Source organism: Acidimicrobiales bacterium (genome assembly GCA_035531755.1).
Classification (GTDB): Bacteria; Actinomycetota; Acidimicrobiia; order Acidimicrobiales; family UBA8190; genus DATKSK01.
This window is the reverse complement of record DATKSK010000022.1, coordinates 1-19370: the sequence shown is the minus strand read 5'-3', so window position 1 is coordinate 19370 and position 19370 is coordinate 1. Positions and strand designations below refer to the sequence as shown.

Sequence of the window (19370 nt, the reverse complement as noted above, 5' to 3'; positions counted from 1 at the left end):
CGGGCCCCGGCCGGTGAGCGTCCCCCTCGGCGGGGCCGCCGTGGTCGTGCTCGGCGGGGAGACGCCCGCCGGCGGGGAGCTGGTGCGGGGGCTGGAGCGTCTCGGCGCCTCGGTGGCCGGGTTGGGCGTGGACGCGCTGTGGTCGGCCGGTGCCGTCGAGGACGCGCTCGGGGGCGCCGAACGGCGCATGGGCGCCGTCGACGGTGTCGTGCTCTGCTCGGTGGGGGCCGAGCCGCCGTCACCCCGGGCCCTGGTCGACCTCGACCCCGCGTCGTGGGACGCGCAGGTCGAGCGTCCGCTTCGCCGCACCCTGGCGTGCTTCCAGGGCGTGCACCGGCACCTGCGTCGGCGCGGCGGCAGCGTCGTGCTGATCACGCCCACGCTGTCGCTGACCGGCGCGGCCGGGCTGGTCCCGTGGAGCGCTGTCGCCGAAGGGCAGCGTGCCCTGGCCAAGGCTGCCGCCCGGTCCTGGGGGCGCCACGGGGTCACCGTCAATTGCGTCGCCGTTCCCGGCGCCCTGCTCGTGGGCGGGGCGGGCTCGCCGTCAGGTGGCGGCGGGTTGGACCGCCCCGGGTTGCCGGCGCCGGCACTGCCGTCGCCGGACATGGGCGGCGACGTGGCCCGTGTGGTCGGCTCGCTGCTGTGCCCGGAGTGGCGCTCGGTCACGGGGATGACCGTGCCGGTGGACGGCGGCGTGTGGATGGCACCGTGAGCACGGCACCGTGAGCACCGCACCGTGAGCACCGCACCGTGAGCACCGCGCTCGAGGGGAAGGTCGTCCTCGTCACCGGGGGAGGCGCGGGGATCGGGGAGGCCGTGTGCGTGGCGTGCGCCGCCGCGGGCGCGGCGGTCGTGGTGGCGGCCCCCGGGGACAACGCGTCGGCAACGGCCGCGCACATCACCGCGACCGGGGGGCGGGCCCTGTCCGTCCGCACCGACGTCGCCGACGCCGCCCAGGTGGAGGAGGCCGTCGCCGCGGCCGCGACGCGTTTCGGCCGCCTCGACGGCGTGGTCCACAACGCCACGAGCCGGCGTTCCAGCGAGGTCGTCGCCATCGACGACCTGTCGGAGGCCGCGTGGGACGACCACGTGGCGGTGTCGTTGCGCGGCGCCTTCCACTGCGCACGCGCTGCCCTGCCGCACCTGGCGCGCCACGGGGGCCGGCTGGTGCTCATGACCTCACCGGCGGCGATGGAGGGAAGTGCGTCGCTTCCCGCCTACGCGGCGGTGAAGGGTGCGGTCCGGGGGCTGGCGAGGAGCCTGGCGGTCGAGTGGGGCCCGATGGGCGTGGGCGTCGTGTGCGTGTCGCCCTTGGCCCGCACGCCGGCGCTCGACAACGCCTTCCGGGAGAATCCCGAACTCGAGGAGCGCCTGCGACTGCTCGTCCCCATGGGCCGGATCGGCGATCCGACCACCGACGTGGCCCCCGCCGTGGTGTTCCTGCTGAGCGACGGGGCGACCTATGTGACCGGGCAGACCATCGTCGTGGACGGAGGCCGCTTCACGGCGCTGTGACAGGATCCGGCGATGGACCCCGTCGCCCCCTTCTCGCCGGGATCGATCTCGCTGCGCCTGTACCCGCACGACGAGTTGCCGGCCGCCGCCGTCGTGCAGGAGCTGCGCGCCCAGGGCTCGTCGGCCGCCGTCGCCGGCTTCGACGGGGTCATGACGAGCGAGCACCACGGCGGCTTCGCGGGGTACATGCCGAACCCGCTGCAGGCCGCCGGCTGGCTGCTCGAGTCCATGCCGCGGGGATGGGCGGCACCGTGCCCCCTGCTGCTGCCGTTGCGCCCCGCCTCCCTGGTGGCCGAGGAGACGGCGTGGTTGGCGGCGGCGTATCCCGGCCGCGTGGGTCTCGGGGTGGCGGCCGGGTCGCTCGCGAGCGACTTCGAGATCATGGGGATGTCCGTGCAGGACGCGGCCGAACGCTTCGCCGACGGCCTGGCCGCCGTGGCCGGGATGCTCGGCGGGACCGATCCCGGCCTCCTCGCCTCCGACCCTGCCATCGCCCGCTGCCGGCGCCACCCCGTGCCCGTGGTGAGCGCGGCCATGAGCCCCGCCGCGGCGCGGCGTGCGGCCCGCCTGGGCGTCGGCCTGCTGTCGGACTCGCTGTCGACACCCGAGCGGTGCCGCCACCTGGTCGACGAGTACCGCGAGGCCGGCGGGGCGATGCCCTGCGTCCTCATCCGTCGGGCCTGGGTGGGCGCTCCACCGACCCGCCAGTCCGACGCCCAGGCGGCGCGCTACCGCAGCTACGCCGCGCCCGGCGCCCGGGCGCACTGGCAGGGGGAGCAGATGGTGGTGTCGACCGACGCCGGCGCCGTGGCCGACGAGCTGGCTGCGGTGGCCGTGCGGGCCGGCGCCGACGCGCTCAACCTCCGGGTGCACATGCCGGGCGTGGCGCCGGCGGTGGCACGCGAGCAGATCGCCGCCCTGTCCGACGTGGTCACGAGGCTGCGCCGGGTGTGGAGCGCGGGCCGGTCGTAGCGCGCCGTCAGCGCGGCCACGTCGGCCGTCAGCGCGGCGGCGACCAGATGGTGCTGGCGAACCGGTGCCCGCAGCGCACGGCGCTCTCCACGGAGTCCGCCAGCGTCTCGGTGTGGTCGCCCGCGATCCACAGCCGCCCGTGGGCCTTCCGGAGCAACCGCCGGAAGGGCGGGATGCCCGGACAGGCCCGGGGGAGCACGGCGGGTGGGGGTGTGCCCGGGTTGTCCCGGGCCACCGGTGCTCACCGGGAACCGGTGAGGGCGAGAGCGCCGATGGCGGCGGCCATGGCGAGCGGCACCGACACCAGGCCGAGGAGGCTCGCCCTGGCGATGGACGGCCGGGCGCCGGCAGCTTCGGCGGCCCGCCTCCACAGGATCCAGGACAGCGATCCCGTGACGAACAGGTTGGGCCCGATGTCCAGGCCGACCAGGAGCGCCAGGGGGCGGTGCGGCACCCGCGCCGCCAGCAGGGACGCCGCCGGGAGGTTGTTGACCAGGACGCTCGCGACGGCGGCGACGGCGGCGGTCCCCCACGCGTCCAGATGGGCCAGCAGGACGGTGGGGCCCGACCACGCCCGCCCCAGTGTCCCGAGCGCCACCGCCACACCGAACAGCCCGGCGAGGATCGGGACCCCGAGGACGCCGAGGACGCGGGCGGGACGTTGGCGACCGGCGGCCATCCGCACGGCGACGGCGGCCACCCCGACCCCGGCGACCGCCGGGGCGGGGGAGCCGAGCACGAGCACGAGTACGGTGACCGCCACCACGGCCACGATGCCGGCACCGATCGGAACGGCCCCCCGCTCCGCCACGGGCCGGGCCCTCGCCCGCAACGAGCGGTGCTCGGCCACGCCGACGACGAGGGCGGTGACGACGACGGAGGCCACCCACGCGGGCGCGGCGCGGCGGAGGAAGCCGCCCCCCGACAGATGAAGATGCCCGAGCACGATGAGGTTGGTCAGGTTCGACCCGGGCAGGAGCAGCGACGCCGCGTTGGACAGCAGGAGGCACCCGTAGAGCAGCGGTCGCTCGCCCTCGTCGCGGCTGCGCGCCGCGTGCACGAGCACCGGCGTCAGGAACGCCACCGACGTGTCGAGGTTGAGGATGCTCGTCACCAGGGCCACCAGCACCGTGGCGCCGGCGAACAGGACGACCCCGTTGGCCGAAGCGCGGGCGAGCGTGCGCCCGGCGACTTCGAACAGCCCGTCGTCGTCGGCGACGAGGCCGACCAGGAGCAAGCCGGCGACCAGGACGAAGGGAGGCCAGTCCTGCGCGGCGGCGGCACGGGCGCCGGTGCCGTCGAGGCCGGCGGCGAGGGCGGCCCCGACAACGCCGACCACGCCCAGTGCCCACCCGGCGGGGCCCGTCCCCATGAGCTGGGCGCGTTTGCTGGGCGGGCCCGACACGATGCCCGCCAGCCTGGCACGACCACAGCCCGGATCTCCATGCATCGCGCCTGATGCGGGCGACACCCGGCGTCAGGAGACCGGGCGCCGGCGCCGGAGGTGTGGGCCGGCGGTCACAGGTTCGTCGAGTCGGGTGGCACCCCCGGCGAGGGGGGCGCCCCGGGTGCCTCGGGGTGGCCGACGGGGCCGCGCAGGTCGAGCGAGTACGCCGTCATCGACAGCGAGCCGTAGGTATAGCCCTCGACCAGGACCTCGGTGGCTCGACCGGCCGCCTGGGCGAGGCCCGCCAGGTACAGCAGGGGGATGTAGTGGTCCGGCGTCGGGACGGCGAGGCGGAAGTCCCGGTGCTCCGCCATGCCCGCCACGGCCGCGGGGTCCGACGTCATGTGTGCCTGGACGTCCTCGTCGAAGCGTTGCGCCCAGTCGGTGCCGGCGTCGGCCATGGCCGGGTCGATGCGCCCGAGGTTGTGGACCACGTTGCCACTGGCGATGACGAGCACGCCGTCGTCGCGCAGCGGGGCCAGCCGGGCGCCCAATTCGACGTGGTACGCAAATGGCTGGGCGGCATTGACGGCGAGCTGGACGACGGGGACGTCGGCATCGGGGAAGGCGTGGACGAGCACTGACCAGGCCCCGTGGTCGATGCCCCAGCTGTCGTGGTCGAGCCCCACCCAGAGGGGGTGGGCGAGCTCGGAGACCTGTTCCGCCAGCGCGGGATCGCCGGGGGCGGGGTAGTCGACGCCGAAGAGCTCGTCGGGGAAGCCGTAGAAGTCGTGGATGGTGCGTGGACTCGCCATGGCCGTCACCGCCGACGCGTTGATGTACCAGTGGGCCGAGACCACGAGGATGGCGCGCGGTCGGGGCACGGCTGCGCCGAATGCCCGCCAGGCGTCGGTGTACCGGTTGCGCTCGAGCGCGTTGGTGGGGCTCCCGTGCCCGAGGAACGCGGCGGGCATGACGTCGGGGTCGGTGCGGGGCGTGTCGAGCGGCACGCCCCACCCTACGTCCCGGGATGCTCCGGGCAGTTCGACGCGGTCGCCACTACGGTTGGTCCATGGCCGAACCCTTTCTCGACGCCTGTGCGCTCGCGGCGCTCGTCCGGACCGGTGCCGCATCGCCGTCGGAGCTCGTCGACGACGCCATCGACCGGATCGGGAAGCTCAATCCCGGGCTCAACGCCGTCATCCGGCCGCGCTTCGACGAGGCCCGCCGCGAGGCCGCGGGCAGCCTGCCCGCCGGGCCGTTCCGGGGCGTGCCGATCGTCCTGAAGGACCTGCTGTGCTGCACGGCGGGCGAGCAGATGCACGAGGGGATGCGCGTCCTCAAGGAGGCGGGCTACGTCGCCCGGCACGACCAGGAGCTCGCCCGGCGGTTCCGGGCGGCGGGGTTCGTCGTGGTCGGCCGGACGAACACCCCCGAGCTCGGCATCCTCCCGACGACCGAGCCGGCCGCGTACGGGCCGACGCGCAATCCCTGGGACACCGACCGCTCCACCGGCGGATCCAGTGGTGGGTCGGCGGCGGCGGTGGCGTCGGGCATGGTTCCGCTCGGCCACGCCAACGACGGCGGGGGGTCGATCCGCATCCCGGCCAGTGAATGCGGGTTGGTGGGCCTGAAGCCGTCGCGTGGCCGGGTGTCGCTCGGCCCGGAGTGGGGAGACGTCATGGGCGGCCTGGTGTGCGAGCTGGCCGTGACGCGCACGGTGCGCGACACCGCCGCCGTGCTCGACGCCGTCGCCGGCCCCGCGCCCGGCGACCCCTACGCGGCGCCCACACCCGTGCGGCCCTATGTCGAGGAGCTCGGTGCCGCGCCCGGCCGGCTGCGCATCGGCGTGCAGACGGACGCCTTCGGCGGGAACGTGGCGACACACCCGGACTGCGTGGCCGCCACCGAGGCGGCAGCCACGTTGCTGGCGTCGGTGGGCCACGATGTCGAGGCCACGCACGTCGACGCGCTCGACGCCCCCGAGTTCGTGGCGGACTTCGTGCTCGTGTGGTCGGCGGGCACGGCCTACGACCTCGACCACCACTGGTCGGAGCGGCTCGGCCGGCCGATCGGCCAGGACGAGGTCGAACCGCTCACGTGGGCGCTCGCCGAGGTCGCCCGGGCCGCCGGCGCCCCCGACTTCCTGGCCGCCCGGCAGCGTCTGCAGGCCGTGGCGCGCGCCGTCGCCCAGTGGTACGAGGGCGGGTTCGACCTCCTCCTCACCCCCACGATCGCCGAGCCCCCGCCCCTGCTCGGGGAGTTCGACTCACCCGCCGACAACCCCCTCCACGGGCTGTTGCGGGCGGCGGAGCTCGTGCCCTTCACACCCGCCTTCAACGTGACGGGCCAGCCGGCGATCTCGTTGCCGCTGCACCACAATGCGCAGGGCCTGCCCATCGGGGTGCAGCTCGTGGCTCCCTACGGCCGCGAGGACGTGCTCCTGCGGGTGGCGTCCCAGCTCGAGGCGGCGTCGCCGTGGGTCGGTCGCCGGCCGCCTGTCAGCGCCTGATCCCGCCACCGCACGTCGCGACCGGGGTCGCGTCGACGTGTACGGGCCGGGCGCTTCTCACCTCAGGACGGTGGGCCCGGGACCGGCACCCCGGCGTACCCCGGCGGCGGCTGGTCGTCGGGACAGGCCCCCGGCGGGTCGTCGTAATTGGCGGACGTGGTCCAGGCCCCGGCCTCCCAACCCGGCGCCATGGGGGCGAGCCCCAGGACGGGCGTGAGGTCGTGGACGACGAGGCCGCCGAGCTGGGCGGCGCCGTACGGGCACATGTGCAGGTCGTCGATCTTGCGGGCACGCAGCCACGACCCGGTGGGGGTGCGCCTCCAGGTGAAGTAGCGGTCGCCGGGCGCGAAGAGCTGGTCGGTCGGAAGGTAGAGGGCGCGGCCGGGGAAGAACCGCACCGCCTGGCGCGCCACGGTGTTCCACACGATCTGGCGGGCGTTCTGTGCGGCCCACGCCGCGTGCTGGGTGGCGGGATCCAGCCAGTACGGGTTGGGCCCGAGCTGGGGGAACTGCAGGAGCACGACCAGGTCGACGCCGTTGCCCGGTGTCAGCACGGCGTCGAGGGCCTGGATCAACCGGATCAGGTAGGCCTGCGGGTCCTGCTGGGCCGCCACCACGTCCCACGACCAGGTCCCGACGACCACCTCGGGGTGGTACGTGGCGATGATCTGGGCGGCGTCGCCGGGCCACAGGTGGTCCGTGGTGAGCCCCCACCCGCCGAAGGCGCTGTCCGCCACGACCCGTGCGTCCCCGGTGGACTCCAGGGCGGCGGTGAGGCCGGGGGCGCTGTCGGCCATCACGCTGTCGCCCAGGATCCACACGCGCAGGGGGTCCGCCGGTGAGGGGACCCGGCCGGCGGGAAGCGCCACGGGCGTGATGTCGCCCGCCGCCCGGGTAGCGGGCGCGGCCGCCACCGCGCCCGTCGACGCCTCGACCGGCGGGACCGTGGCGGCGAGGACGATCCCGACCACGCCGACGACGGCGGCGGGCGCCAGTGCCCGGCGCCACCACAGGGTCCAGTCCGCCCGGCGCATCGGGATCTCCACGAGGGCGTAGCTGGCCCAGGACCCGGCGAGCATGGCGGCGAGGCGGCAGGCGAGCAGCGGCGTCCCCGACAGGCCCGTCGTCCGGCCCGTCATCAGGACGATCACGGGCCAATGCCACAGGTAGAGCGAGTAGCTGATCCGGCCCAGCCACCGGAGGGGAGCGACGGCCAGGAACCGGGCCACGGGACCGTCGGGGTCACGGACCGACCCGACCACGACGACGAGGACGCCCACGGCCATGGCGACGAGGCCGCCGTCCCAGATCCACGACGGCGGCCCGCCCGCGGTCGCCGTGCCGACGACCACCGCGCCCGCCGCCGTCACCGTGGACAGGGCCCAGGCCCGTCGGTGCCGGATCGGCCCCATCGACTGTACGGCGAGGGCGCCGAAGGCGCCCAGGAGCAGCTCCCACGCCCGGGTGTCGGTGCCGAGGTAGGCGCGATCGACGCCCAGGACATGGGCGCAGACGCCCATCCACACCGCCGAGCCCGCGGCCAGGAGCGCGACCGGGAGGGCGAGGGCGCGCACCCCCCGTCGACGCCCGAGCCAGGTCAGGGCGCCGAACAGCAGCGGCCAGACCAGGTAGTACTGCTCCTCGATGGCCAACGACCACATGTGGCGCAGCGGGCCGGTGGGCTCGAATTGGCTGAAGTACCCGTGGCCCGCGGCGATCTGCTGCCAGTTGGCGACATAGAACATGGTCGCCACCGCGGGCGAGCGCAGCTGGGCGGGGACCACCGAGGCACCGCCGGCCCACGCGTAGAGGGCGATCAGCGCCAGCACGAGCAGGAGCGCGGGCAGCAGCCGCTTGGCGCGGCGGGCCCAGAAGGCGCGCAACGCCACGCGGCCGTGTCGAGCCCGCTCCTCGAGCAGCAGGCTCGTGATCAGGAACCCCGACAGGACGAAGAAGACGTCGACGCCGACCCAGCCGCCGCCGAGGTATCCCAGGTGGTACGCGACGACGACGGCGATCGCCGCCCCCCGCGCACCGTCGAGTGACGGCCAATATCGGTTGGCGGCCATACCCCCCAGAACCCGTCGCGCTCGCCCCGGTCTCCCCCGGGAAGGCTACCGGTGCCGGGCCGCCCTCCGGAACCAGCGGCGGCGCGCTATGAAAGAAGAGGTGGGACGCGACGCGGGGGGCGCGGCGACGGGCGGGTCGCCCGCGTCCCGGGGTTTCGCGTCGCGACCGGATGCGGCTGTCCGCGCCCGCCGGTCCGGTCGCCGGAGCCGTCTGGCGTCCGTCGTCGGCGCCCTGGTGGTCGTCGCCCTGGTGGGCGCGGCCTGCGGGGAGGGCCCCACCGCGTCCGGCCAGTCGACGACGGTCCCGCCCGGTTCGACCACGACCTCCTCCACCGCCTCACCCGCGCCGGGCCGGGGGCCGTGGTCCTTACCGTTCGTCGTGGCCGCCGGCCGGCACCTGGCCGCGCTGTCGTGCCCGACGGCGGCCTTCTGCGTGGCGCTCGACGACCTGGGGACGGCCTACGTCTTCGACAACGGCCTGTGGTCCACGGGCCAGGCGCTCGCGCCCGGGGCCACCACCGGCGCCAAGGTGATGGTGTCGTGCACCGGCCCGTCCTTCTGCTTGGCCGCGCCCACGGGCAACCAGGTGAACGTCTGGAACGGGACGGCGTGGGGCCCGCCCGCCGCCATCCCGGGGGCCCAGCACGTGCAAGCGCTGTCGTGCGCCACGTCGCACTCGTGCGTCGCCATCGACGCGCTGGGGGCCACGTTCCTCTACGACGGGTCTCGGTGGAGCACGGCCGCGGGGACGGGGGGAGGGCCGAGCGCGGTGTCGTGCGCCACGCCGGCCTTCTGTGCCGCCACGGTCGGGGGCGGCATCGCGCTGTGGAGCGGGTCGGCCTGGACGGGCCAGGGGACGGTCGACTCGACCGGGCAGCTCCTGTCGGTGTCGTGCCCCAGCCCTGCGTTCTGCGTGGCGGGCGACAGCGACGGGAGCGTGGTGGTGTGGAACGGCGCCGCGTGGTCGGCCCCGCAGACCGTCGACCCCAGCACGAGCACCGTCACGGCCGACAACGTGCTCACCGGGGTCTCGTGCGCGGGGAGCACGTTCTGCGTCGCCGTCGACAGCGGGGGCCGCGCCGTGTCGTTCGACGGCCGGACGTGGTCGGCGATGGCTCAGGTGGGCGCGGGCGCCGCACTGTCGTCGGTGTCGTGCGCGACGTCCACGTTCTGCCTCGCCGCCGACACCGCGGGCAACGTGTACGCCTACCGCTGAGGGGTTCCGGTCGCGGCGCGCCCCGGCACAGCCGGCACCGGTGGGGGCGTCGGGCGCCCGGGCACGGCGCGCAGCCCGATGGCCACGGCGGCGAGAGCCGCCGCCAACGCCATGGCCGCGGCCGGCGCCGTCGTCGGGATGCCGCCGGACTGCTCCACCAGCACCCCCGTCAGCGCGATCCAGGTGAACGACAGGATCGGTGGCCGTCTCGCCGCCAGGTCGAGGAGCACCAGGGTGGCACTCACCGCCAGGAGGTAGTAACTGGCGAACCAGACCTCGGCCACGAGGCGGGCGGCCAGGCACGATGCCGACAGCCCGATCAGCGCGATGGGGTCGAGGAGCTGGTCGCGCGCTCGCCACCGTGCCCACGTCGCCATCACCAGTGCCAGGGCGACCGGCCCGTCACGGGCGACGAGGAGCTTGGTGGACTCCGGCAGCGATGTCAGCCCGAGGACCGTTCCCGTCGTCAGCGTGCCCACACCGCCGGCATTCACGGCGCTCAGCGTGTTCCACGTCCCCGCCGGGTCCGCGATCGCGAACGGGAGGATCCCGCAGCCCACGACGGCCAGCGCGGGGCCCAGGACCCGGGCGCGCGCCCGCCACCCCGGCGCCGCCGCCAGCACGGCGATGAGCGGGAGGAGGGCGAATTGCTTGCACAGGAACGCCGCGCCGAACAGGAGGCCCGCCACCACCCATCGTCGCCGCAGGGTTTCGGCGAGCCCGGCACACGAGAGCCCCACGCACACCAGGTCCTGGGGATGGAAGGTCTGGACGATCCCGTCACTGGCCGCGGGGACGGCGGCGAGCACCATCACCAGGAGCAGTCCGACGCGGCCGCCCCCCACGCCCGCCGCCCGCAACAGGCGGACGCAGCCCAGCGCCAAAGCCAGCCATGCCAGCAACCCGAGCACGGCCTGTGACCGGTACCAGCGGTGCGAGGCCAGCTGGTCGGGCGCGCACCAGGGCAGGAGTGTGCGCGTCACCGGTGGCACCCGGGCGTCGCACCACGTCGGGGAGCCGATGAGGGGCCTGAACGCGAGCACGAAGGGCGACGCCAGGAGCGCGTAGCCAGGAGGCTGCGGGAGCACCGACCGGCGCGCGGCCGTGGCGAAGTGGCCGTCGGCGATCGCCGACGTCGGCTGGGTCACCCCGTAGGCGTCGCCGACGGAGGGCCCGCCGCGCACCGCCACGATCCCCACGAACAGGACCACCCCGGCGGCGTACACGGCAATCGTGGTGCCGACCCGCAGCGCGCCCCGTGGCGGCTCGACGCCCGGGGCCGGTCGCTCCCGTCGGGCGCCGACAGGACCTCCGGGCGTGGACGCGGCGTGCGACAGCCAGAGCTGGTCGGCGGCGGCGAGGGGGGTCTCGGTTCGGTCCGTGCGAGGTCGCAGACGTCGCGTCGGCACCGGAGCCCCCCATTCGGGTCGCCCCCGGCGCGCGTCCGCCCGCGGGGTACGACAAGTATACGAGGGGCCCGTCGCGACGAGCAGGCCCTCGGGTGCCACGTGCCCTCGGTGCCGCCCTACGGCGGCAGGAGCCGGTACCCGGCGCCCCGCACCGTCTGGATGAGGGGGCGCAGGCCCGAGCGGTTCAGCTTGCGCCGCAGGTACCCCACGTAGACGTCGACCACGTTGCTCCCCGGGTCGAAGCTGTACTCCCAGACCTGGCTCAGGATCCTCGACCGGCTGAGCACGTGCGTGGGATGGCGCATGAACAGCTCGAGCAGCGCCCACTCACGCGGGGCAAGGTCGATGCGCCGGCCCGCCCGCCACGCCACCTTGGACAGCAGGTCGAGGCGCAGGTCGTCGACGACGAGCTCGGATGTCGCGGGCTGCTCGGCCGACCGCACCGCGGCGCGCACCCGGGCCAGCAGCTCCTCGAAGGCGAACGGCTTGGTGATGTAGTCGTTGGCGCCGAGATCCAACCCGCGCACCTTGTCGCCGATCTCGGCGCGGGCGGTCAGGATGATGACGGGGACGGCGGAGTCGCGCTGGCGCAGCCGGCGAAGGACGTCCTCGCCCGACCCGTCCGGCAGCCCCAGGTCGAGCAGGACGAGGCTGATCTGCGATCCGAGCATCTCGATGTGCGCGGCGGCGTCCGCCGTGCGCGTCGCCACCGTGGTCGTGTAGCCCTCGGCCCGCAGCCCCTTCTCCAGGAAGGTCGCGATCCGGTCGTCGTCCTCCACCACCAGTACGTGCACGCTCAGGCCTCCGGAACGATCCCGACGCGCCCGGGCGGGAGCACGACGGCCACCCGGGCGCCGCCCAGGGGCGACTCGCCGACCTCGACGCCACCGCCGTGCGCCTCGGCGACCGCCCGGGCGATGGCGAGCCCGAGGCCGCTGCCGTCCTCGCCCCTGGCCCCGGGCCGGGCGAAGCGGGTGAGCACGGCGGCGCGCTCGGCGAGTGGGATGCCGGGCCCGGAGTCCTCCACGGCGAACGAGACGGTCCCCGCCGTGGGATCGAGCGTCGTGACGAACGCGATGGCGTCGTCGGCGGTCGTCGCCTTGACGGCGTTGTCGACGAGGTTGAGCAGCGCGCCGCGCAGCTTGGCCGAGTCGGCCTGCACGACGATGTCGGGAACGGCGTCGCACGACCAGCGCCTCGGGGCGAGGACGCGGGCGGCGTCATAGAGGTCGGCCACGAAGGCCCGGACGTCGACGGGCTCGAGGCTGACGAAGTCCGGCTCCATGGCCCGGCCGAGGAGCAGCAGCCGTTCGGTGAGGGCGCGCATGTGGTCGAGCTCGTCCACCACGAGCGCCACCGTGGCATTGGCACTCTGCTCGTCGGCCAGGCCGCCGGTGCGTTGGAGCACCTCGAGGTGGCCGCGCGCCACCGTCAGCGGCGTCCGCAACTGGTGCGACACGTCCGACAGCAGGCGGCGCTGCGCGGTCATGGCTTCGTCGACGCGCCCGATCATGGTGTCGAAGGTCGTGGCGAGCTGTCCCACCTCGTCGTCGGTCCCCTGGTCACCGAGGCGCCGGTCGAGCTCACCGCGGCCGATCTCCTCGGCGGTGGTGGTGATGCGACCCACCGTGCGCAGGAGGCGACGGAGCAGCAGGTACGAGCTCAGGACGCCGGCGAGCAGCGCCACCGTGGCTTCGGCCAGCGAGAGCATGAGGACGCGCGAGCGCTGGGCCCGCAGGGGCGACAGGTCCGTCGCCGCCAGCATCGTCCCCACCGTCCGGCTGCCGGTGCGGATGGGTGCCACCAGCAATTCGGTGTCCTTGTCCCCGATCCGGGTCGTCTCCACCACCGTGGCCGGCGGCGGTGTCGTGATCCAGCGAGCGGCCGCCGGGTCGCGTCGCAACGCGTCGGCGCCCGGTGTGGCGAGGACGCGCGAGCCGCGGAACGCCAGCACCAGGACCGTCCCGGCAGGCAACGAGCGCGACTGCAGGTACGCGACCGACGCCGCCACCAGGCTCTCGTCCGGCGCGGCGCGCGACGCCGCGGCCGTGTAGGCGTGCAGCTCGTCGACCAGGCTGTTGGCGGCGAGCGCCTCGTAGCTCAGCGAGAACTGGTGGACGAGCGCGGCGACCACGACACCGAGGACGACGGCGAGGACGGCGGCATGGAAGCCGGCCAGACGCGCCGCCGTCCCGGCTCGCCGCCGCCGTCCCCGGCGCCGCCGGCGCGGGCCACGTTCGGTGGAGGCGGTCGGCACGGGCCGAGCCGGCTCCCCGGCTCCCGCGGCGGTCCGGCCAGCGCCGTCGAGGACGACGGGGTCGATCAGTTGCGCCACCGCCCCGGCGTGATCCCGGCCGTGTCGCGCGGTACGGGCGTCGTCGTCCGGGTGGTCGTCCGAGCGCCCGCGCCCGCTCGACGGGTCGTCGGCCGCGGGCGTCATCCGACCGCCGATGTGGTGCCGGTGCGGGCGTGGTCGACGGTTCCGCCCGAGCCCGCGGCGGTCGTCGTCGTCGATCCCGGGCCGTCCTGGCTGTCGCCGGCGCCGTCGTTCGCGCCGCCGGCGCTGGTCGTCGTCGTCGTCGCCCCGGGCGTGGGCGCACCGCCCCCGGCCCCGACCGTCCCCGTGCTCGCGGAGCCGCCCCCGGACGTCGGGGACCCGGGCTCGGCGGGGTCGTCACCCGGCTCGCTCGGCGCCGAGGTACCCCCGGTGGCCGTGGTGCCGGCTCCGGTGCCGGCGCCGCTCCCCACGCCGGTGTTGTCGTACACCTCGACGGGGTGGACGGGTGCCACGACCGTCACCGTCCCGGCTCCGGGGGCGCCGCCGCCGGCTCCTCCGTGGGCGGCCGTCAACGGGCGGGGCGCGATGCTCGCCGCGGGGGGCAGCGCCACGGTGGCCGTGGGCCGTCCGGCGAAGACGGCGGCCGCCACGGCGCCGGCGACGATGGCGACGACGACCGTCCACGGCACCCACGTGTGGTGGCCCGCGCCGGCCCGACGCGGTCCGGGGGGACCCGGCACCGCCCGTGACGACCCGGCGTCAGCCTCCTGCATGACCCTGATTGTGCACCCTGACGACGGCACCGGGGCCGTTTCGGGGTGCACCGGCCGTCGGCGGGGGACCGGCGCGGATCACCCGGAGGTCGGCGGGCGCAGGCCGCACCGCCACGAACGACAACGCCTGTGCGGGGCAGGCGGCGGCTGCCCGACGGGCCCGGCGCAGCACCCGGCCGTCGGGGACGGTCCCCGGATCGACCCCCGCGTACCCCCATTCGTCCAGGGTGACGAGCTCCGGGCACCGCAGGGCGCAGATGCCGTGGCCGTCACAGCGGGCGGCGTCCACCACCAGGCGCACCGGCTCGCTCATGACGGCGCCACCGGTCGCGGGCCCTCGGCGACCGGGAACCACCCGTCGTCGTGGCTCCCGCCGCAGTGCCGACCCCGCGCGTGGCGGGCGGCGTCGTCGGCGAAGACGTCGAGCGCGCTCTCGAGCAGGGCGATGGCGCCGTCGGGGTGCGAACAGTCGCCGCGGCCCCGAAGTCCCAGTGCCTTCGAAGTCAGGCGCCGGACGTCTCCCTTGGTGGCGCAACCGTCCACGATGGCCGCCAGCTCGTCGGCCAGGGCGGGCAGCCCGAGGACGCAGGGCCCGCACTGGCCCGCGCTCTGGCCCGCCAGGTAGTCGAGCAGCACCAGGGTCGTGGCGAGCCCGCAGGACCGGGGCGGGAGCGGGGCGACGATCCCGCACCCGAGACCGACTTCGGCGCGCCGCAATGCGCCGCGGTCGAGCGGCGCGTCGAAGGCCGCCTCCCCCCCGATCCACCGCCCGCCGTACCCGCCGATCAGCACGGCGCCCGGCGCGCCGTCGACGCCCCCGTGCACGCGCAGGACGTCGCCGAGCCGCACGGGCTCCAGGACCTCGACCACCAGGCCCGGGGCTCGCACCCCGCCCGCCAGCGTGAGCAGCGTCGAGCCCGGTGCATCGGGCGAGCCCGCCATCGTGAACCACCCGGGGCCGAAGCGTCCGAGCAGCGCCAGGTGGCCGAGGGTCTCGGCGTTGCTCACGACCGTCGGCCGACCGTGCACGCCGCAGACCGCCACGGGGTTCGGGTGCCGGCGGGGCAGGGGGCCGCCTCCCTCGAGGACGTTGACCACGGCGCTCGACTCGCCGGCCACATAGGCGTCGGGTGCCGATGCCACGTGGAAGGACACGGCGCCGTCCCCGGGGCCGGCGCGCCGCTCGTCGAGCGCCCGGGCCACCGCCGACCACGTGGTCGGGCGAGAGGCGTGGAGGTAGACGACGACCGTGGACGCACCCACGGCGTGGGCGGCCAGCGCGGCGCCGTCGAGCACGAGGTGAGGCCGGTGCTCCAGGAGGGTCCGGTCCTTGCGGCTCGCCGGCTCGCCCTCGGAGCCGTTGACCACCACGAGGGGATCGCCCCCGGCGCCCGCAGCCGCCGCCAGCTTCCGGGCCACGGGGAATTCCCCACCGCCGCGGCCCGCGAGCCTGCTCGCTCGCACGAGCTCGAGCAGGTCGGCGCGGCGCGCAGGCAGGGGGAGCGGTCCCAGCCGGTCCAGGTGGGCGCGCAGGGTCTCGGCCCCCCGAGCGGGACCGGGCCCCGCCAGCAGGCGCGTCTGGGGGTCGCCCAGGGTCCCGAAGGCGGGCCGGGCGACGGCCGCCGCCGGGTCCGGAGCGGCGGACACCCCGAGGATGCCGACCGCGGTCATCGGCCCGGCACCGGAAGGCGCGCCCGTCGCAGGTCCCCGCAGGCCCCCGCCGGTGGTGGGTGGGCGGTGCCGGAAGCGGCCCGGCCACCCCCTTCCCGCCCTCCCATGGCGGCCGCCCGTGACGGGAGGGTGGAGGTCCGGGCCCCGACAGGCGACGTCCCCGCCAGCGCCCGCGACAGGAGGAGCGAGGCCACGAGCGCGCCCGAGACGGCGTACACGGCGCGCAGCCGCGGTGTGTCGGAACCCGCCAGGACGCCGTGGAACCACACGAGCAGCAGGGTCGGGGTCGCCAACCGGTGCACGACGCGCCAGTGCCGCCCCACCAGTCGTCCGCCCAGCGCGGCCGTGGCGGTCACGGCGACGAGGAAGTAGAGCGCCAGCACCCCGAGGGTGACGGCAACGGGGCGGTAGGTGGACGCGTCGGGGACGAGCGTGCGCGGCCAGCCGACGCCCGCGTACCGGTCCGCGCCGAGGGCGACGACGTGGCCGCCGACCAGGACACAGGTGGCGGTCCCCAACGTGGCGTGCAGGCGCAGGCGGGCTTCGGGGTGGACCAGCGGCCACCGGTGGCGCCACGGGTGGCGGAGCCACGTGCCGAGCACCACCAACCCCACCAGGGTGGCGTAGGCGGCGAGGCCGAGCGTCCTGCCGACGATCCACGGGAAGTACCGGTTGTGGGTGATCGGCACGGACAGCCGGGCCACCACGTACCCCGTGGGGACGGTGACCGCCAGGACGCCCGTGACACTCCAGGCGCCGAGGCGCGACGTGTGTGTCGGCACGGCTGCCCCGCCGTCCCCGCCTGCCCCGCCGCCCCCGCCTGCCCCGCCGCCCCCGCCGGCCCGGGCCGGGGCCGCGCGGCGCGCGGCGCCCTTCACGGGCGACGCCATGTCACGAACGGCTGCATGGCGGGACTCAGGTCGACGATGCCGTCGACCGTGACCCAGCAGGCCGCCAGGGAACGCCGAGAGGCCTCGGTGGCGACGCCGGACCGGCCGGCCAGGAACAGCACCTTGCTCCACACCTCGGCGTCCGCAGGGTCGGGCGCCACCACGGTCACGGCCGCCAGGCCGTCCCCACCCGGGAGGCCGCTGCGCGGATCGATGAGATGGTGCACGGGCACACCTGCGACCCGCCACCGGCGGACCCGGACCGACGACGTCGCCGACGCCTGGTCGCTCAGCGACACGACGACGACTGGCTCGGTCCCACCGGCGGGGTCCTCCACGCCGACACGCCACGGCCGGCCGTCCGGTGCCCGCCCGCCGCAGTAGCAGTCGCCGCCGGCATTGACGAGGTAGTCGGGGCCGGCGGCTCGCAAGACGTCGCCGGCCCAGCGGATCGCCAGGCCCTTGCCGATGCCGCCCAGGTCGACCGCGGCGCCGCCGAGATGGACCTCGTTCGTGGCCCGCCGGAACCGCGGCCGCCACGGCGGACGGGCCAGCCGGCGCCGGGGGGCGTCGGTGCCCGCCGAGACGTCCTCGCCGCCGTGGCCGAAGGCCAGCGTCCGGTCGTAGCCGAGCACCACCAGGTCCGCCAGCACGCGCGGGTCGAAGCGGCCCGCGGTCGTCCGGTAGGCGCGCCATGCCTCCCCGAGCGCGTCGAAGCAGCGCGGCGCCACGCGGTGCCACTCGTCGGGCCGGGCGTTGGCGCCCATGAGCGAGCTCGCAGGGTCGAACCGCGTGCAGGACGCCTCCACGTCGGCGAAGACCCCGAGCGCGTCGTCGACCGCGCCGGACCGGTCCCGTGCGCGACCGCCGACGGCTCGCACCGTGATCTCCGTGGCCATGGCCGTCGTCGTCGCCAGCTGCTCCGCCGGGGCCAGGTCAAGGGATGACAACGGTCGCCCCCGTCGTCGTGTGGACGGGCGGCGCCGTCGCGGGGGGCACCGTGACCGTCGGGAGCGTCGGCAGGGGCGCCAGCGGCGCCAGCGGCGTGATCGACGCGCCGCCCGTGCTCCCGGAGCCGCCCTGGCCGCCCGCCGCCGGCCCCGGCCCCGGGGCGCCGGCCGCGGTCCCCGGGGCGGGGGAACCCGGTGCCGTGTTCGTCGTCGAGGTCGCCAGCCCGGCGATGGCCGCCTCGTCGGCGGCAAGGACCTGGCGGAGGTGGTCGAGGGCGACGACGTCGGCGCCCAGCTGCGCCTGGTCCTGCCCGGACGCCGTGGTCACCGACGGAGCCGGGGCGGTGACCGTGGCCGTTGACGCTGCGATCGGCGCCTGCCCGAAGACCCAGACGCCGATCACGCTGCTGCCCAGCAGGGCCCCGGACCCGACGACCAGGGGCGGGACGATCCGGCGCCGCGCCCGGCCGCGGGCGAGGACCTTGCGGGCCGCCGAGCGGGCCCCGACGAGCCGGGCGTGGCCGTCCACCAAGGCGTCGGGGAGCGGTGCCACGGCTCCGGCCGCGCCGTCCCGACCAGGCGGGGCGTCGTCGTGCCCGTCGTGCCCGTCGTACCCGTCGTGCCCGGCGTGCCCGTCGTGCCCGTGGCGTCGGCTCGGGTGGTCAGTCATCGTTCCTCACCGGTGGCGTCGTGGTCGCCGAGGCCTGCGTCTGGGCTGCCGCCAGCGCCGATGCCTCCTGCTGAAGTTGCGTCTGTTCGGCCGCCAGCTGTTGCGCCTGGCCGGCGAGCTGCTGGGCCTGGTTCGTGAGCTGCTGGCGCTCCGCCGCCAGGGCCGCCTGCTCCAGTGCGAGTTGTTGGCTCTCGGCAGCCGACGTGCCGCCTCCGGTCGGCGCCGGCGCGGTCGTCGTGGTGGCGCCGGTGGCGCGCAAGGTGTCGGCCAGCGTGGCGCGCGCCGCCCCGATGGCGGACTGGAGCTGGTTGGCCTCGTCGAGCAGGCGCTGGACGCTGACGTTGGCCGCCGTGAGGTCGCTTGCGGGCTTGGTCGTGGCGTTGGTGCTCGGCGTGGACGGTGCCGTCGTGGCCGTCGCCGCGGCGACGGCGCCGGCGGGGTTGTAGGTGAGCGCGACCGCTCCTCCCGTCAAGGCCCCGCCCGTGGCGATCGCCGCCAGCCAGCGCATCGGTGACGCCATGAGATACCCCCCTCGTCGTCCTGAACTGCTCCGGGCAGTATCGGCAGACACGGGTGACCGGGCGATGAACGCGGCATGAGACTTCGCTTATTGCGTCGGTGTTGTGTATCGGGCGAGCACCTCGATCGCCGGACGGGTGCCGTCTGACGGGTCGTCCACCGTGGCGCTGATGCGGAGCGACCCGGCGGGACACCACAGGGGCGGGCGGCCCGTCGGCCCGCCGCCGGCTACGTGCCGCTATGACTAATGGCTAATGGCTAATGGCTAATGGCTAATGGCTAATGGCTAATGGCTAGGGCGTGGCGGCGTCGGCGAGCTCGAGGTCGCGCGCCACGGCGGCGGCGGCGTTGCGCCCGTTGATGGCCATGACGCTTCCGCCCGGATGCGTGCACGCTCCGCACCGGTACAGGCCGGGCACAGGCGCCCGGGGCCCGAAGCGTTCTCCCCACTGGTCGGGGAGACGCTCGCCCATGTCGGCCATGTTCTCAGGGAGCGGTGGGCGTGCGGGGAGTGGTGGCCGGTCACGACGCCGCCGGTT

At 75.7% G+C, this 19370-nt stretch carries 20 protein-coding genes; 5 read left to right on the top strand and 15 right to left on the bottom strand.

Annotated features, from left to right (window positions below):
• Positions 1-13 precede the first annotated feature (13 nt).
• The 3 genes from VMV22_04595 to VMV22_04585 are packed head-to-tail and all read left to right on the top strand — an operon-like array spanning position 14 to position 2487.
• The gene (locus VMV22_04595; protein ID HUY21601.1) at positions 14-712 is read left to right on the top strand and encodes an SDR family oxidoreductase; all 699 of its coding nucleotides are present in this window, start codon (positions 14-16) and stop codon (positions 710-712) included.
• Positions 713-750: 38 nt separating this feature from the next.
• Complete coding sequence (locus tag VMV22_04590) at positions 751-1515, top strand: SDR family oxidoreductase (protein ID HUY21600.1); 765 nt, start codon at positions 751-753, stop codon at positions 1513-1515.
• A gap of 12 nt (positions 1516-1527) precedes the next feature.
• On the top strand, positions 1528-2487 hold the full coding sequence (locus VMV22_04585; GenBank protein HUY21599.1) for an LLM class flavin-dependent oxidoreductase: 960 nt from the start codon (positions 1528-1530) through the stop codon (positions 2485-2487).
• A gap of 28 nt (positions 2488-2515) precedes the next feature.
• On the opposite strand, the gene VMV22_04580 is transcribed toward VMV22_04585, so the two are convergent.
• The 3 genes from VMV22_04580 to ygiD all read right to left on the bottom strand — a co-directional run bounded on the left by VMV22_04580 (position 2516) and on the right by ygiD (position 4884).
• Complete coding sequence (locus VMV22_04580; GenBank protein ID HUY21598.1) at positions 2516-2722, bottom strand: hypothetical protein; 207 nt, start codon at positions 2720-2722, stop codon at positions 2516-2518.
• Positions 2723-2728: 6 nt separating this feature from the next.
• Positions 2729-3892, bottom strand: coding sequence for an SLC13 family permease (locus tag VMV22_04575; protein ID HUY21597.1), 1164 nt, complete (start codon positions 3890-3892; stop codon positions 2729-2731).
• A 113-nt stretch (positions 3893-4005) separates the two neighbouring features.
• Complete coding sequence (gene ygiD / locus VMV22_04570; GenBank protein ID HUY21596.1) at positions 4006-4884, bottom strand: 4,5-DOPA dioxygenase extradiol; 879 nt, start codon at positions 4882-4884, stop codon at positions 4006-4008.
• Between the two features lie 62 nt (positions 4885-4946).
• Here ygiD and VMV22_04565 point away from each other — a divergent pair, with 62 nt between their 5' ends.
• A complete protein-coding gene (locus VMV22_04565; protein HUY21595.1) occupies positions 4947-6386 on the top strand; it encodes an amidase in 1440 nt (479 codons plus the stop codon).
• 62 nt (positions 6387-6448) lie between these two features.
• Here VMV22_04565 and VMV22_04560 read toward each other — a convergent pair whose 3' ends face one another.
• Positions 6449-8455 carry an acyltransferase family protein gene (locus tag VMV22_04560; protein ID HUY21594.1) on the bottom strand — a complete coding sequence of 669 codons (2007 nt, stop codon included), beginning with the start codon at positions 8453-8455 and terminating at the stop codon, positions 6449-6451.
• A gap of 100 nt (positions 8456-8555) precedes the next feature.
• On the opposite strand from VMV22_04560, the gene VMV22_04555 reads away from it, so the two are divergent.
• Entirely contained in the window at positions 8556-9671 is a 1116-nt protein-coding gene (locus VMV22_04555; GenBank protein HUY21593.1) for a hypothetical protein, read from the top strand.
• Here VMV22_04555 and VMV22_04550 read toward each other — a convergent pair.
• The 11 genes from VMV22_04550 to VMV22_04500 form a co-directional block, all read right to left on the bottom strand.
• Entirely contained in the window at positions 9662-10897 is a 1236-nt protein-coding gene (locus VMV22_04550; GenBank protein ID HUY21592.1) for a hypothetical protein, read from the bottom strand. The two genes, VMV22_04555 and VMV22_04550, sit on opposite strands and share 10 nt — an antisense overlap.
• A 299-nt stretch (positions 10898-11196) precedes the next feature.
• Complete coding sequence (locus VMV22_04545) at positions 11197-11874, bottom strand: response regulator transcription factor (protein HUY21591.1); 678 nt, start codon at positions 11872-11874, stop codon at positions 11197-11199.
• A 2-nt stretch (positions 11875-11876) separates the two neighbouring features.
• Positions 11877-13520, bottom strand: a complete 1644-nt coding sequence (locus VMV22_04540) for a HAMP domain-containing sensor histidine kinase (protein HUY21590.1) — start codon at positions 13518-13520, stop codon at positions 11877-11879.
• Complete coding sequence (locus VMV22_04535; GenBank protein HUY21589.1) at positions 13517-14047, bottom strand: hypothetical protein; 531 nt, start codon at positions 14045-14047, stop codon at positions 13517-13519. The genes VMV22_04540 and VMV22_04535 overlap by 4 nt, the downstream gene beginning before the upstream one ends.
• A 70-nt stretch (positions 14048-14117) precedes the next feature.
• Positions 14118-14444, bottom strand: a complete 327-nt coding sequence (locus VMV22_04530) for a ferredoxin (GenBank protein ID HUY21588.1) — start codon at positions 14442-14444, stop codon at positions 14118-14120.
• On the bottom strand, positions 14441-15802 hold the full coding sequence (locus tag VMV22_04525; protein HUY21587.1) for an NADH-ubiquinone oxidoreductase-F iron-sulfur binding region domain-containing protein: 1362 nt from the start codon (positions 15800-15802) through the stop codon (positions 14441-14443). The genes VMV22_04530 and VMV22_04525 overlap by 4 nt, the downstream gene beginning before the upstream one ends.
• Positions 15799-16584: a hypothetical protein gene (locus VMV22_04520; protein ID HUY21586.1), complete on the bottom strand. Its 786-nt coding sequence runs from the start codon at positions 16582-16584 to the stop codon at positions 15799-15801. Before VMV22_04520 ends, VMV22_04525 begins: the two co-directional genes overlap by 4 nt.
• A gap of 92 nt (positions 16585-16676) precedes the next feature.
• Positions 16677-17642, bottom strand: coding sequence for an FAD:protein FMN transferase (locus tag VMV22_04515; protein ID HUY21585.1), 966 nt, complete (start codon positions 17640-17642; stop codon positions 16677-16679).
• Entirely contained in the window at positions 17629-18312 is a 684-nt protein-coding gene (locus VMV22_04510) for a hypothetical protein (GenBank protein HUY21584.1), read from the bottom strand. The genes VMV22_04515 and VMV22_04510 overlap by 14 nt, the downstream gene beginning before the upstream one ends.
• Positions 18305-18832 carry a hypothetical protein gene (locus VMV22_04505; protein ID HUY21583.1) on the bottom strand — a complete coding sequence of 176 codons (528 nt, stop codon included), beginning with the start codon at positions 18830-18832 and terminating at the stop codon, positions 18305-18307. The genes VMV22_04510 and VMV22_04505 overlap by 8 nt, the downstream gene beginning before the upstream one ends.
• Positions 18833-19124: 292 nt before the next feature.
• Positions 19125-19370: hypothetical protein (locus VMV22_04500; GenBank protein HUY21582.1), on the bottom strand; the 246-nt coding region annotated here is incomplete at its 5' end.

Coding starts and splice junctions, on each gene's coding strand:
- VMV22_04585 (HUY21599.1), top strand. CDS start 1,528: ATGGACCCCGTCGCCCCCTTCTCGCCGGGATCGATCTCGCTGCGCCTG.
- VMV22_04530 (HUY21588.1), bottom strand. CDS start 14,444: ATGAGCGAGCCGGTGCGCCTGGTGGTGGACGCCGCCCGCTGTGACGGC.
- VMV22_04525 (HUY21587.1), bottom strand. CDS start 15,802: ATGACCGCGGTCGGCATCCTCGGGGTGTCCGCCGCTCCGGACCCGGCG.
- VMV22_04560 (HUY21594.1), bottom strand. CDS start 8,455: ATGGCCGCCAACCGATATTGGCCGTCACTCGACGGTGCGCGGGGGGCG.
- VMV22_04540 (HUY21590.1), bottom strand. CDS start 13,520: ATGACGCCCGCGGCCGACGACCCGTCGAGCGGGCGCGGGCGCTCGGAC.
- VMV22_04505 (HUY21583.1), bottom strand. CDS start 18,832: ATGGCGTCACCGATGCGCTGGCTGGCGGCGATCGCCACGGGCGGGGCC.
- VMV22_04565 (HUY21595.1), top strand. CDS start 4,947: ATGGCCGAACCCTTTCTCGACGCCTGTGCGCTCGCGGCGCTCGTCCGG.
- VMV22_04510 (HUY21584.1), bottom strand. CDS start 18,312: ATGACTGACCACCCGAGCCGACGCCACGGGCACGACGGGCACGCCGGG.